Annotated in this window: 9 protein-coding genes; 7 read left to right on the top strand and 2 right to left on the bottom strand. The window is 66.0% G+C overall.

What is annotated here, in order from left to right:
- The first annotated feature begins 49 nt into the window (after nt 1-49).
- The 7 genes from mdh to SM191_RS13860 all read left to right on the top strand — a co-directional run bounded on the left by mdh (nt 50) and on the right by SM191_RS13860 (nt 10,892).
- Nucleotides 50-1,012, top strand: a complete 963-nt coding sequence (gene mdh / locus SM191_RS13890; RefSeq protein ID WP_341506717.1) for a malate dehydrogenase — start codon at nt 50-52, stop codon at nt 1,010-1,012.
- A 52-nt stretch (nt 1,013-1,064) separates the two neighbouring features.
- Nucleotides 1,065-1,367, top strand: coding sequence for a GIY-YIG nuclease family protein (locus SM191_RS13885; protein ID WP_341506716.1), 303 nt, complete (start codon nt 1,065-1,067; stop codon nt 1,365-1,367).
- A 56-nt stretch (nt 1,368-1,423) separates the two neighbouring features.
- A complete protein-coding gene (sucD, locus tag SM191_RS13880) occupies nt 1,424-2,308 on the top strand; it encodes a succinate--CoA ligase subunit alpha (protein ID WP_042484035.1) in 885 nt (294 codons plus the stop codon).
- A 130-nt stretch (nt 2,309-2,438) separates the two neighbouring features.
- Nucleotides 2,439-5,417 (top strand): 2-oxoglutarate dehydrogenase E1 component, encoded by a 2,979-nt coding sequence (locus SM191_RS13875; protein WP_341506710.1) that lies wholly within the window; start codon nt 2,439-2,441, stop codon nt 5,415-5,417.
- Between the two features lie 115 nt (nt 5,418-5,532).
- Nucleotides 5,533-6,753: a 2-oxoglutarate dehydrogenase complex dihydrolipoyllysine-residue succinyltransferase gene (odhB, locus tag SM191_RS13870; protein ID WP_341506709.1), complete on the top strand. Its 1,221-nt coding sequence runs from the start codon at nt 5,533-5,535 to the stop codon at nt 6,751-6,753.
- A 109-nt stretch (nt 6,754-6,862) separates the two neighbouring features.
- Entirely contained in the window at nt 6,863-8,257 is a 1,395-nt protein-coding gene (lpdA, locus tag SM191_RS13865; protein WP_341506708.1) for a dihydrolipoyl dehydrogenase, read from the top strand.
- A 244-nt stretch (nt 8,258-8,501) separates the two neighbouring features.
- Nucleotides 8,502-10,892 (top strand): TonB-dependent receptor, encoded by a 2,391-nt coding sequence (locus SM191_RS13860; RefSeq protein ID WP_341506707.1) that lies wholly within the window; start codon nt 8,502-8,504, stop codon nt 10,890-10,892.
- 193 nt (nt 10,893-11,085) lie between these two features.
- On the opposite strand, the gene SM191_RS13855 is transcribed toward SM191_RS13860, so the two are convergent.
- Both SM191_RS13855 and treF read right to left on the bottom strand, forming a co-directional pair.
- Nucleotides 11,086-12,369, bottom strand: a complete 1,284-nt coding sequence (locus tag SM191_RS13855; protein WP_341506706.1) for an Hsp70 family protein — start codon at nt 12,367-12,369, stop codon at nt 11,086-11,088.
- Nucleotides 12,370-12,639: 270 nt separating this feature from the next.
- Nucleotides 12,640-14,184, bottom strand: coding sequence for an alpha,alpha-trehalase TreF (gene treF, locus SM191_RS13850; protein ID WP_341506738.1), 1,545 nt, complete (start codon nt 14,182-14,184; stop codon nt 12,640-12,642).
- Nucleotides 14,185-14,203 lie beyond the last annotated feature (19 nt).

Raw genomic sequence — 14,203 nt, 5'->3', positions numbered from 1 at the left:
CGTAGGCCGCGTGACCAATCACGCACGTCCACTACGGAGTAGGATTGGAATGGCTCGCAAGAAGATCGCGCTGATCGGCGCCGGTAACATCGGCGGTACGCTGGCGCACCTCGCCGCGCTCAAGGGGCTGGGCGATATCGTCCTGTTCGACGTCGTCGAGGGCGTGCCCCAGGGCAAGGCGCTCGACCTGTCGCAGTGCGGCCCGGTCGAAGGCTTCGACGCGAATATCAAGGGCTCCAACGATTACGCCGATATCGCGGGCGCCGATGTCATCATCGTCACCGCCGGTGTCGCGCGCAAGCCCGGCATGAGCCGCGACGACCTGCTCGGCATCAACCTGAAGGTGATGAAGGCGGTCGGCGAGGGCATCCGCGACAACGCGCCCGACGCCTTCGTGATCTGCATCACCAACCCGCTCGACGCGATGGTCTGGGCGCTGCGCGAATTCTCAGGGCTGCCCGCGAACAAGGTCGTCGGCATGGCGGGCGTGCTCGACTCGGCGCGCTTCTCGCACTTCCTCGCCGAGGAGTTCGGCGTGTCGGTGAAGGACGTGAACACCTTCGTGCTGGGCGGCCACGGCGACACCATGGTCCCGGTCCTGGAATATTCGACCGTCAGCGGCATCCCGGTCAGCGACCTGATCGAGATGGGCTTCTCGACCAAGGAAAAGGTCGACGAGATCATCAAGCGCACCCGTGGCGGCGGCGGCGAGATCGTCGCACTGCTCAAGACCGGCTCGGCTTACTACGCGCCCGCGACCAGCGGCATCGCGATGGCCGAAGCCTATCTCTACGACCAGAAGCGCATCCTGCCGGCCGCTGCGCACCTGTCGGGTGAATATGGCATCGACAACCTCTATGTCGGCGTCCCCGTCGTGATCGGTGCCGGTGGCGTCGAGAAGGTCGTCGAGGTCAAGCTGTCGGACGAGGCGAAGGCCAATCTTCAGGTGTCGGTCGACGCGGTCAAGGAACTGCTCGTCGCCTGCAAGGGTATCGACGGGTCGCTGGCGTAATTTGAAGGAATAGAACCGCCCCGGCGAAGGCCGGGGCCCAGTTGGGTTGGTCATGGTGATCGAAGCGCAAGCCTTCGTCTACATCATGGCCAGCGGTCGAAACGGGACGATCTATATCGGCTCGACGACCAATTTACCGCGGCGGGTGTGGGAACACCGCAACGGCGTGGTCGCTGGGTTCACGCGGGAGCATCGCTGTCATCGGCTCGTCTGGTACGAGGCGCATGATAGCTGGGAAGCAGCGCGGCAACGCGAACTGCGAATGAAGAATTGGAAGCGGCTTTGGAAGCTGCGGGAAATCGAAGGGCTCAATCCCAACTGGGACGACCTGTTCGATCGCATCGCACTCCCATAACCGGATCGCAACTGGGCCCCGGCCTTCGCCGGGGCGGACAAGGACGGAACCGACGGATGAGCATCCTCGTCAACAAGAACACCAAGGTCATCACCCAGGGCATGACGGGTGAAACCGGCACGTTCCACACCCAGCAGGCGCTGGCGTACGGCACGCAGATGGTCGGCGGCGTGACGCCGGGCAAGGGCGGCACCGAGCATATCGGCCTGCCGGTCTTCAACACCGTCGCCGAAGCCAAGTCGAAGACGGGCGCGGACGCGTCGGTCATCTACGTGCCGCCGCCCTTCGCGGCCGACTCGATCCTGGAGGCGATCGACGCGGAGATTCCGCTGATCGTCGCGATCACGGAAGGGATTCCGGTCCTCGACATGGTCAAGGTCAAGCGCGCCCTGTCGGGTTCGAAGTCGCGCCTGATCGGCCCGAACTGCCCGGGCGTCCTGACGCCGGGCGAGTGCAAGATCGGCATCATGCCGGGTTCGATCTTCAAGAAGGGTTCGGTCGGCGTCGTGTCGCGCTCGGGAACCCTGACCTATGAGGCGGTGTTCCAGACCTCGAATGCGGGCCTGGGTCAGACGACCGCGGTCGGCATCGGCGGCGATCCCGTCAACGGCACCAACTTCATCGACGTGCTGGAGCTGTTCCTGGCCGATGACGAAACCCAGTCGATCATCATGATCGGTGAGATCGGGGGCTCGGCGGAAGAAGAAGCCGCGCAGTTCCTGCGTGACGAAGCCAAGCGCGGCCGTTCGAAGCCGATGGCGGGCTTCATCGCGGGCCGTACGGCTCCTCCGGGCCGTCGCATGGGCCATGCCGGCGCGATCGTGTCGGGCGGCCAGGGCGGCGCCGAGGACAAGATCGCGGCGATGGAAGCGGCCGGGATCAAGGTCGCGGCCAGCCCGTCGGAACTCGGCTCGACCCTGTTGTCGGTGCTGAACAAGTAAGGCGTATCGCGTCACCCCGGCACAACCGCCGGGGTCCGTGGCGGCAGGCGGGCCGCTCGCGGCTGCGGACCCCAGGCGGATGTGCCGGGGTGGCGATCACAAAGAAGTCGGGCGGTCGAGGAAGCGTCTCATGGGCTACGAAGGCCAGGAATTCAGCGAAATCGCGGCGGGCGTCAGCCCCGCTTTCATCGAAACGCTCTATGCCAAGTACCAGGCCGACTCCGCGTCGGTCGATGCGGGCTGGCGGACCTTCTTCGAGGGTCTGGAGCAGGGCGTGGGCGCCCCGAGCTGGCAGAACAAGCGCTGGCCGCTGACCTCGACCGACGATCTGACGGCGGGCCTCGACCCGACCCAGATGGAGCCTGCCCCCAAGCCTGCCAAGGGTGGCAAGCCCGCTCCGGCGGCTGCGGCGGCGGCCCCCTCGACCGCCGATATCGTCAAGGCGGCGGGCGACGCGATCCGCGCCCAGATGCTGATCCGCACCTACCGGGTGCGCGGTCACCTCGCGGCGAACCTCGACCCGCTGGGCCTTTCGGGCCTGCGGGAATTGCCCGAGGATCTGAAGACCGAATATCACGGCTTCACCGACGCCGATATCGACCGCAAGGTCTATCTGGGCGGCACGATGGGCTATGAATGGGCGACCGTTCGCGAACTGGTCGACACGCTGCGCAAGAATTACTGCGGCAATATCGGCCTGGAATATATGCACATCGCGGATGTGGAGGAGCGCCGCTTCCTTCAGGACCGGATGGAAGGCCGCGACAAGGCGATCGAGTTCACCGTCGATGGCAAGAAGGCCATCCTGAACAAGGTCATCGAGGCCGAGCAGTGGGAAAAATTCCTCGGCAAGAAATATGTCGGCACCAAGCGCTTCGGCCTGGACGGCGGCGAGTCGATGATCCCCGCGCTCGAATCGGTCATCAAATATGGCGGCCAGATGGGCGTGCGCGAGATCGTGTTCGGCATGGCGCATCGCGGTCGCCTGAACGTGCTGGCCAATGTCATGGCCAAGCCGTTGCGCGTGATCTTCCACGAATTCGCCGGTGGTTCGGCCAACCCCGATGATATCGGCGGTTCGGGCGACGTGAAGTATCACCTCGGCACCTCGACCGACCGGGAGTTCGACGGCCACAAGGTCCATATGTCGCTGGTCGCCAACCCCTCGCACCTCGAGGCGGTGAACCCGGTCGTGCTGGGCAAGACCCGCGCGATCCAGACGATCGCCGACGACCTGACCGATCACTCGGCTTCGGTGCCGGTGCTGATCCATGGCGACGCGGCGTTTGCGGGTCAGGGTATCGTCTGGGAATGCCTCGGCTTCTCCGGCATCCGTGGCTATAACACCGGCGGCTGCATCCACTTCATCATCAACAACCAGGTGGGCTTCACCACCTCGCCGCAATTCGCGCGTTCCTCGCCCTATCCGTCGGACGTGGCCAAGGGCGTCCAGGCGCCGGTCTTCCACGTCAATGGCGACGATCCCGAGGCGGTGACCTTCGCCACCAAGATGGCGATCGAGTTCCGCCAGAAGTTCCACCGCGACATCGTGATCGACATGTGGTGCTATCGCCGCTTCGGTCACAACGAAGGCGACGAGCCGGGCTTCACCCAGCCGCTGATGTACAACAAGATCCGCTCGCACCCCGGTGTCAGCGAAATCTACTCGAAGCGCCTCGTGTCCGAGGGCGTGGTCGATCAGGCCTGGGTCGACGAGAATATCAAGCAATACACCACCCGCTGCGAAGGCGAGTTCGAAGCGGGCGCGAGCTACAAGCCCAACAAGGCCGACTGGTTCGCCGGTCGCTGGTCGGGCCTTTCCGCTCCGAAGGAAAGCGATCAGGGCCGCCGCAATGTGGAAACCGGCCTCGACAAGAAGCTGTTCGACGCGATCGGCCGCACGCTGACCACGATCCCCGAAGGCTTGCAGGTTCACAAGACGCTGAACCGCGTGCTCGACGCCAAGCGTCAGATGTTCACGACCGGCGAGAATTTTGACTGGGCGACCGGCGAGGCCTTGGCCTTCGGCTCGCTGCTTTCGGAAGGCTATGGCGTGCGTCTGTCCGGCCAGGATTCGGGTCGCGGCACCTTCTCGCAGCGTCACGCGGTCTGGGTCGACCAGACCGACGAGCACAAATATGTGCCGCTGAAGACCGTCGAGCATGGCAGCTTCGAAGTGCTGGACAGCCCGCTGTCCGAGTACGGCGTGCTGGGCTTCGAATATGGTTACGCGCTCGCCGATCCGAAGACGCTGGTCATGTGGGAGGCGCAGTTCGGCGACTTCGTCAACGGCGCACAGATCATGATCGACCAGTTCATCACGAGCGGCGAGTCCAAGTGGCTCCGCGCCAACGGCCTCGTGATGCTGCTGCCGCATGGTTATGAAGGGCAGGGGCCGGAGCACTCGTCGGCACGGCCCGAGCGCTTCCTCCAGTCTTGCGCGAACGACAATATCCAGGTTGCGAACTGCACCACCCCGGCCAACTATTTCCACCTGTTGCGCCGCCAGATGCACCGCAATTTCCGCAAGCCCCTGATCGTCTTCACGCCCAAGTCGCTGTTGCGCCACAAGCTGGCGGTGTCCAAGGCCGAGGACTTCCAGGGCGAGAGCCACTTCCGCCGCCTGCTGTCGGACACCAACGGTGCCGCCGACGAAGCGACGACGCGGCTGGTCCTGTGCACCGGCAAGGTCGCCTATGACCTGATCGAGGCGCGCGACGCGGCGGGCGACACCACGACCCAGATCGTGCGTGTCGAGCAGCTCTATCCCTTCCCCAGCGACGCGCTGGCCAAGCGGATCGCGCGGATGCCGAACCTGCAGGACGTGGTCTGGGCGCAGGAAGAGCCGAAGAACAACGGCTACTGGTTCTTCGTCGAGCCGCTGATCGAGGAGGCGCTGGCCGAGGCCGGGGCTTCGGTGAAGCGCGCCCGTTATGCGGGTCGCACGGCGGCGGCGTCGCCCGCCACCGGCCTGATGAAGCGCCACACCGCCGAGCAGGGTGCGCTGGTCGCCGATGCGCTGGGCCATAATGTCCGCGAGGAAATCCGCCGGACGCGCGCCGAGGGCAGCAATACCACCGCCAAGCCGACGACGGCGGCGGTCGACTGAACGACTGACGAGTGCCCCGGTCCTTCGCGGGACCGGGGAGGGACGAAATCTGGCGCGGGCGTTTTGCCCGCCCGCGTAAGAACCCCGGTCGATGGACCGGGTGGAGGAAATGGAAATGGCGACTGAAGTTCTGGTGCCGGTGCTGGGCGAATCGATCTCCGAAGCGACGCTCGGCGAATGGCTGAAGCAGCCGGGTGACGCGGTGGCGGTCGACGAGCCGATCGCGAGCCTGGAGACCGACAAGGTCTCGGTCGAAGTGCCCTCGCCGGTGGCGGGTGTCATGGGCGAGCATGCCGTCAAGGTCGGCGACACGGTGCAGGTCGGCGCGCTTCTGGCGACCGTCGATGCCGGTGGCGCGGCCCCGGCCAAGACCGAAGCGGCAGCTCCTGCCGTGACCGCGGCTCCGGCGGCTGCCGCTCCGGCGCCCGCCGCTGACGAGTCGAGCGACTCGCCCGCCGCGCTGTCGCCCTCGGTTCGCCGTGCGGTGCTCGAACATGGTCTGGACCCGTCGACGATCAAGGGCACCGGCAAGGACGGCCGCATCACCAAGGAAGATGTCGCCGCCGCCGCCGCCAACAAGTCGAGCGCCCCGGCTCCGGCCGCAGCCCCCGCCGCTGCCGCCCCCGCCGGTTCGGCGCGCAAGGAAGAGCGCGTGAAGATGACGCGCCTGCGTCAGACGATCGCCAAGCGCTTGAAGGAAGCGCAGAACACCGCCGCGATGCTGACGACGTTCAACGACGTCGACATGACCGCGGTGATCGAGGCGCGCGCCAAGTATAAGGACCTGTTCGAGAAGAAGCACGGCGTCCGGCTGGGCTTCATGGGCTTCTTCGTGAAGGCCGCGACGATGGCGCTGAAGGACATTCCTTCGGTCAACGCCTCGATCGAGGGCGATGAGATCGTCTATCACGACTATGCCGACATCTCGGTCGCCGTCTCGGCCCCGAACGGCCTGGTCGTGCCGGTCATCCGCGATGCGCAGGACCTGACGGTCGCGGGCATCGAAAAGACGATCGGCGACTTCGGCAAGCGCGCCAAGGACGGCACGCTCAAGATGGAAGAGATGAAGGGCGGCACCTTCACCATCTCCAACGGCGGCGTGTTCGGCTCGCTGATGTCGACCCCGATCATCAACCCGCCCCAGTCGGCGGTGCTGGGCCTCCACCGTATCGAGGAGCGCCCCGTGGTCGTCGACGGCCAGATCGTCATTCGCCCGATGATGTATCTGGCGCTGTCCTACGACCACCGCATCATCGACGGTCGCGAGGCGGTGACCTTCCTCGTCGCGCTGAAGAACGCGATCCAGGACCCGACCCGCATCCTGATCGACCTCTGATCGCTTTGTGATCTATACGGGCCCTCGAACGGTCGAGGGTCCGTCCTTGCTGTGACAGGCGGGTGCGCCCGCAGGCTGGACCCCGAACGCCGGGGAACGGGAGAGACAAATGGCTGAGTATGACTATGACGTCCTGGTGATCGGCGCTGGCCCCGGCGGCTATGTCGCGGCGATCCGCGCGGCGCAGCTTGGGCTGAAGACCGCGTGCGCCGAGGCGCGCGAGACGCTGGGCGGCACCTGCCTCAATGTCGGCTGCATCCCGTCCAAGGCCTTGCTCCACGCATCGGAATTGTTCGAGGAAGCCAGCCATGGCACCTTCGCCAAGTTCGGCGTCGAGATCGAGGGCGCGAAGCTCAACCTCGACCAGATGCACGCCGAAAAGACCAAGGCGGTCGGCGAACTGACCGGCGGTATCGAATATCTCTTCAAGAAGAACAAGGTCACCTGGCTCAAGGGCAAGGCCGCGTTCCAGGATTCGAGCACCGTCAAGGTCGGCGACCAGACCGTCACCGCGCGCGACATCGTGATCGCGACCGGCTCGGTCGTGACCCCGCTGCCTGGCGTCGAGATCGACCAGAAGGTCGTGGTCGACTCGACCGGCGCGCTGGCGCTGCCCAAGGTGCCCGAGCATCTGGTCGTCATCGGCGGCGGCGTGATCGGTCTGGAACTCGGCTCGGTCTGGCGGCGTCTGGGTGCCAAGGTGACCGTGGTCGAGTATCTCGACCAGATCCTGCCCGGCTTCGATGGCGAGGTCCGCAAGGAATCGGCCAAGCTGTTCAAGAAGCAGGGCATGGAACTGAAGACCTCGACCAAGGTGACCGGCGTCACCGTCGAGGGCGACCGCGCGACCGTGTCGGTCGAACCGGCGGCTGGCGGTGCGGCGGAAACGCTGTCGGCCGACGCCGTGCTGGTCGCCATCGGCCGCAAGCCCAACACCGACGGGCTCAACCTGGAAGCTGCCGGCGTGAAGCTGAATGGCCGTGGCCAGGTCGAGATCGACCATGACTTCGCGACCAATGTCGATGGCATCTGGGCGATCGGCGACGTGGCCCCCGGCCTGATGCTCGCGCACAAGGCCGAGGACGAGGGCGTTGCGGTCGCCGAGAACATCGCTGGCCAGACCGGCATCGTGAACCACGACGTCATCCCCAGCGTCGTCTACACCATGCCCGAGATCGCCGGTGTCGGCCTGTCGGAAGAAGCCGCCAAGGAAAAGGGCGAAGTGAAGGTCGGCAAGTTCCCCTTCATGGCGAACAGCCGCGCCAAGACCAACCGCGACACCGACGGCTTCGTGAAGGTCATCGCCGACGCCAAGACCGACCGCGTGCTGGGCGTGTGGATCATCTCCTCGCTCGCGGGCACGATGATCGCGCAGGCCGCGCAGGCGATGGAGTTCGGCGCCACGTCGGAAGACATCGCCTATACCTGCCACGCCCACCCGACCCATGCCGAGGCGCTCAAGGAAGCCGCCATGGCGGTACAGGGCAAGCCGATCCACATCTGATCGGGCATACTTCGGAACGCGGAAGGGGCGGGCATCGCAGGATGTTCGCCCCTTTCGTTATGGAATGCCTAAGGTCAGGGTTGCCAGAGCATCGATGGCCTTTGAAACTCCCATGTCGGGCTCGTAACCGCAAAGCCACAACGACAGGCCGTCACAAACCGGTCATTACGCTGTCGCCACGGTGTCACGCACCGGCCCCATGCGCCCGCCTCATTGGGTTAACAATGCCATTGGGGTCAAAATCATGGTGAAGTATCTGATCGGTGTCGCGACGGTCGCGCTGATCGCGCCCGGCGTCGCGGCGCAGACCCTGCCGGCGCAGGCCGCCGTGACCGGCTCCGTCGATCCGGTCGCCGCCGATCCGACCGCAGCTCCCGCCGACGACCAGGCGGGCAGTTCGGGCGATGTCGTCGTGCTGGGCTTCGGCCAGAGCCGTCAGGTCCAGACGATTACCGCCGCCGACCTCGACCGGCTGACGCCCGGCACCTCGCCGCTCAAGGCGATCTCCAAGCTGCCCGGCGTCAATTTCCAGGCGTCCGATCCGTTCGGTGCCTATGAATGGTCGACCCGCATCTCGCTCCGCGGCTTCAACCAGAACCAGCTGGGCTTCACCCTTGACGGCGTGCCGCTGGGCGATATGAGCTATGGCCCGACCAACGGCCTGCACATCAGCCGCGCGATCATTTCCGAAAACATCGCCTCGACCAGCGTGGCGCAGGGCGCGGGCGCGCTCGGCACCGCCTCGACCAGCAATCTGGGCGGCACCATCCAGTTCACCAGCCGCGCGCCGTCCGAAACCGCCGGGATCGCCGCGTCGGGCACCTATGGCAGCAACGACACGATCCGCGCCTTCGTCCGCGCCGATAGCGGCGATCTGGGCGGCGGGCTGAAGGGCTATCTCAGCTATGCCTATCTCACCACCGACAAGTGGAAGGGTTTCGGCAGCCAGCGCCAGCATCAGGCCAATGCCAAGATCGTCAAGGACTTCGGCGATCGTGGTTCGATCACCGGCTTCTTCAACTTCTCGGATCGCCGCGAGAACGACTATCAGGACCTGAGCCTCGATATCATCAAGCGTCGCGGATTTCATAACGACAATATCAGCAACGATTATCCGCTCGCCATCCTCTACGCCAAGCAGGCGACCAACGGCGCGGCGGCGGCGGCCTATGCGGCGCGGAACAATGGTTCGCTGACCGGCTTCACCGCGCCCTATGCCAGGGTGGCGATCGGCCTGCCCACGGGCATCACGCTGGACGACGGCTATTATGACGCGGCGGGGCTTCGTCGCGACTATTTGGGCGGGATCACTTTCGACGCCAAGCTGACCGACAGCCTGTCGCTGACCTCGACCAGCTATTATCATCGCAACAAGGGGCAGGGGTCGTGGATCACGCCCTATACCCCCACCCAGCTCGGCGCGCCCAATGCCGATGGCACGCCGATCACCAATCCCGCGCCGCTGACCTTCCGCACGACCGAATACAGCCTGGACCGGGCAGGCACCATTGCCAAGCTGGCGCTGGCCACCGGTGCGAACACGCTGGAACTGACCGGCTGGTATGAGAGCAACACGCTGCATCAGGCGCGTCGCCTCTATGGCATGACCGATACCGCGACGCCGAACCGCAACGCGCTGGATTTCCAGAGCAATCCCATGGCGACGACGTGGAACGGCAAGTACGATACCGAGACGCTGCAATATTCGGTCGGCGACACGCTCGATATCGGCCAGTTGACCATCAACGGCGGCTGGAAGGGGATGCGGGTGCGCAACCAGGCCAATGTGCTGGCGGGCACGCTGGCGCGCGGTCGGATCAAGAGCCAGGACTGGTTCCTGCCGCAGATCGGCGCGGTGCTGCACCTGGGCAACCAGGCGGAGGTCTTTGCCAGCTATACCGAGAATATGCGCGCCTTCATCGCCGCTGCGACCGCGCCGCCCTTCTCGATCAGCCAGGTCGCGTTCAATGCGGTGGCGAACACCGTGCGTCCCGAAAAGTCGAAGACGGCGGAAGGCGGCGTCCGCTATCGCACCGGCGGACTGCAACTGTCGGCGGTCGGCTATTATATCGACTTCTCCGACCGTCTGTTGACCTATTCGATCGGCACCGCGATCCAGGGCATTCCGCCGACGCTGAACAATGTCGGCGGCGTGGAAAGCTATGGCGCGGAGGTTTCGGCCTTTTACCGCCTGACCCCGGCCTTCTCGGCGCTGGCCAGCTATTCCTACAATCATGCCACCTATCAGCAGACGGTGCGCGACGGTTCGGGCAATCTGCTGGCCGAGAAGGGGCGGTACGTCGTCGACACGCCGCAGAACATGGTGAAGGGCGAGCTGGTCTATGACGATAGCCGGTTCTTCGGCCGGGTCGGCGCGGATTATATGTCGAAGCGCTATTTCACCTATCTGAACGACCAGTCGGTCGAGGGCCGGGTGTTGGTCGACGCCAGCATCGGCTATCGCTTCCCGGCGGAATGGGGCGGCTTCTCGATCGAGGGCAGCGTGACCAACCTGACCGACAAGAAGTATATCTCGACCATCGGCACGAACGGCTTCCAGGCCAGCGGCGACAACCAGACGTTGCTGGCGGGCGCGCCGCGCCAGTGGTTCGTGACGCTGAAGAAGGGGTTCTGAGCCAAACCCTATCCGTATGACGCTCCCCTCCCGCAAGCGGGAGGGGATGTGGGAGGGCTGGAAGTCTCGCCGAGCCCGTCGCTTGCGGCTCTTGCCCCTCCCCAACCCAGTTTCAGGTAAACGATGCCCTGCATCGTTTAGGTCATGCCGGGGGCATGACCGACCTGAAACTCCCTGCCGGGAGAGGGGCTCTTTACACCGCCCAGGCTCCGATATCCGGCTGCTCCCCGATCAACGCCAACCCGTGCGCGATCGAGGTCAACTCGCCCCCGGTCGCGATCTTCCCGCCGCCGAACCGCGTCTCGAACATCCGCCGGATCGCGGGCATCAGAGAGGTGCCGCCGGTCAGGAACACCCGGTCGATCGCGCTCGCCTCGGTCCCGGCGGCGGTGAGCGCCCGGTCCACCGCTTGCTCGATCCGCGCCAGGTCGGGGGCGATCCACGCCTCGAAATCGGCACGGGTCACGTCCGCCTCGATCGACAGGCCACCGCCCTCGAACCGGAACCGGGCCTCGTCGGCGGCGGACAGGTCGCGCTTTACCCGACCGACCGCGTCGTAGAGCCGGTATCCCTGCTCCTCCTCGATGATCGCGATCATCCGCCCGATCGCGTCGGGGTCGAGCGCGGCGCGGCGGAGTTTTTCGAGTTCGGCCAACGTCTTGCGATTGCGCATCAGCGCCAGGCGCGACCAGTCGGCGAAATCGGCGAAAAACCCCCGCGGAATCTCCAACACCTTGTCGAACGAGCGATATTGTCCGCCCGCCCCCAGCAACGGCAGGACCAGATGGTCGATCAGCCGCTGGTCGAACCGGTCGCCGGCAATGCCGACACCGGCATGGCCCAGCGGTTCGCAGCGACGCTCGGCCCCCGGCGCGGCGATGCGCACCACCGAAAAGTCGCTGGTGCCGCCGCCGAAATCGGCGACCAGCACGGTCGCGGGCTCGGTGATACGCGACGCATAGCTGAACGCCGCGCCCAGCGGTTCGTAGACATAATGGATCTCCACCCCCAGCCGCGCGAACATCGCGTCATAGCGTTGGCGGGCCAGCGCCTCGTCGGGTCGGTGCCCGGCATATTCGACCGGCCGCCCGACGACGATCCGCGCCGCGCGTCCGTCGAGCACCCCGCCGCTGCGCGCCGCCATCCGGTCGAGAAAGGCCCGGCCCAGTTCCTCGAAGCGATAGCGTTTGTCGAACACGGTCGCGTGCTCGAACACCGGCGAGGCGGCGACCGACTTGAACGACTGGATGAACCGGCTGCCGCCCGGAAATTCCAGATATTCGGCGATCGCCCAAGGGCCCGCCTCGACCTCGATACCGTCCTCCTCCCAGAAGCATAGTGCCGAGCGGAAGACGGGATCGGTACCGTTCGGGCCTGTCAGCGGCACGAGGTGCGATGTGCCTGCATCGGCCCGCGCGATGACCGAATTGGTGGTGCCGAAGTCGATGCCGAGGATGGTGTGCGGGGTGTCGGTCATGCCGCGTCCGCTACACGAAGTGCGCGGCGGGGGGAGATTTTTTGTTCGCGCGGAGAAGCGGAGAGTTCGGATGCCGGGTCGGCTCATCCGGTTTTATCGGGCGGGAGACAGATTCACGCGAAGCCGCGATGACGCGAAGAGGGCAGCGCCAACTCCGAACGTCTTCGCGCCTTCGCGGCTTCGCGTGAATCTGTCTCCCGCCCGAGAGCGTATTCATCCGCGCGGCAAATCCAGACGGCTCCGCGCCTCCGCGTCTCCGCGCGAAAATTACTACTGCGCGGCGTTCGGCGGCGCCAAATCCGGCCACCGCTCCAGCATCGCTGCCGTCACGCCGTTGGTCCAGCCGAAGCCGTCCTGCGTCGGATATTCCCCGCCGCCGCCGGGCCGCCGTTCCTCGACGTCGTATTTTTCCAGCAGCTTGCCCGTCTCGGCATAGGTGCGCGCGACGGTGGCGATCCAGCGGCGGGCGATGTCCTTGGCCAGCGCCCGTTCGCCATATCGTCCCAGCCCCTCCACCGCGACCCATTGCAGCGGAGCCCAGCCATTGGGCGAATCCCATTGCTGGCCCGTGCGGATACCGGTGGTGCGCAGGCCCCCTTCGCCGATCAGCGTGGCGCGGGCGGTCGCGGCGACCGCGCGGGCCTGTTCGGTGCTGGCATGCCCGGCGAACAGCGGGAAGAGCGAGGCGGCGGTCCGCGATTCCGTGGGCCGCCCGGTGACCCGGTCCCAGTCGGCGAAGCGCTTGTCCCCCGCGACCCAGAGATAGCGGTCGATCGCCGCCTTTCGCCGTGCCGCCATGTCCGAGAAGCGACGCGCGGTCGCGTCGTCGCCCGCCGCCTTCGCCCGTGCCGCGATCCGGGTCTCGCTCACCCATAACAGGCTGTTGAGATCGACCGGCACGATGTCGGTGGTGCGGATCGTCTCCAGCCGCATCGGATCGGCCAGCCAGCGCGAGCTGAAGTCCCAGCCGGATTCCGCCGCCGCCCGCAGGTCGCGCTGGACGATGGCGGCGGGGCGGGGAGCGGCCTTCGCGGCGGTCTCGCGATCCTCGCGCCAGCTTTCGTCGCGGGGCGTGTCGCGCGCGTCCCAATAGCGGTTGAGTAGGCTGCCATCGGGCATCCGCACGACATGGGCGCACGCTCCACCCGCGTCCAGGCAGGTCGCGCCCGCCATCCAATAGTCATGCTCGCGGATCAGTGCCGCCAGCCGCCGCTTCGCCAGCACCGGATCGTGATTATCCGACAGGTCCATCATCAGCGCCAGAAAGGGCGGCTGCGAACGGCTGAGATAATAGGTGCGCGTGCCGTTGGGGATATGGCCGTAACGCTCGACCAGATCGACGAAATCGGCGAGCATCGCCTCGATCAGCGGGGCCTGCCCATCGGCCTTCAGGCCCAACATGGTGAAATAGCTGTCCCAGTAATAAATCTCCTGGAAGCGGTCGCCCGGCACGACATAGCCATGGTCGAGCCCCAGTGCCGACGATCCCGCGACCGGGGCAAAGGGCGCGCGGCCCAGCACCGGCCACAGTTCGCGGATGCGGTCGCGTAAGGGCGGCCTGGCCTGCTGCTCGCCACGCACCGAGAAGTGACGGCGGACGAAGGCGGTCAGCGCCGCCTTGTCCATCGGCTTCTCGCGGGCATAGGCGGCCATGATCGCGTCGGGCTTTTCGCGCGGGACCGCGTCGGCGAAGGTCTTGCCATCGGGAAATACGCGCGCCTCCTGCACCGCCGCGAACAGGGGGCCGTAAACATCGGCGGGCGAGGGTGGCATCGCCTGCGCCTGGAGCAGCAGGGCGAGCATGGGGAGCAGCATCAGGGGGCGGGTCCGGGCG

The organism is Sphingomonas sp. 2378 (assembly GCF_038084995.1).
Taxonomy (GTDB): domain Bacteria; phylum Pseudomonadota; class Alphaproteobacteria; order Sphingomonadales; family Sphingomonadaceae; genus Sphingomonas.
The sequence above is the reverse complement of the archived record's forward strand: the minus strand, read 5'-3'. Positions and strand labels throughout refer to the sequence as shown.

What these genes read in the sequence shown, in the direction of transcription:
- mdh (WP_341506717.1), top strand. Translation starts at nt 50, where the DNA reads ATGGCTCGCAAGAAGATCGCGCTGATCGGCGCCGGTAACATCGGCGGT.
- SM191_RS13885 (WP_341506716.1), top strand. Translation starts at nt 1,065, where the DNA reads ATGGTGATCGAAGCGCAAGCCTTCGTCTACATCATGGCCAGCGGTCGA.
- sucD (WP_042484035.1), top strand. Translation starts at nt 1,424, where the DNA reads ATGAGCATCCTCGTCAACAAGAACACCAAGGTCATCACCCAGGGCATG.
- SM191_RS13875 (WP_341506710.1), top strand. Translation starts at nt 2,439, where the DNA reads ATGGGCTACGAAGGCCAGGAATTCAGCGAAATCGCGGCGGGCGTCAGC.
- odhB (WP_341506709.1), top strand. Translation starts at nt 5,533, where the DNA reads ATGGCGACTGAAGTTCTGGTGCCGGTGCTGGGCGAATCGATCTCCGAA.
- lpdA (WP_341506708.1), top strand. Translation starts at nt 6,863, where the DNA reads ATGGCTGAGTATGACTATGACGTCCTGGTGATCGGCGCTGGCCCCGGC.
- SM191_RS13860 (WP_341506707.1), top strand. Translation starts at nt 8,502, where the DNA reads ATGGTGAAGTATCTGATCGGTGTCGCGACGGTCGCGCTGATCGCGCCC.
- SM191_RS13855 (WP_341506706.1), bottom strand. Translation starts at nt 12,369, where the DNA reads ATGACCGACACCCCGCACACCATCCTCGGCATCGACTTCGGCACCACC.
- treF (WP_341506738.1), bottom strand. Translation starts at nt 14,184, where the DNA reads ATGCTGCTCCCCATGCTCGCCCTGCTGCTCCAGGCGCAGGCGATGCCA.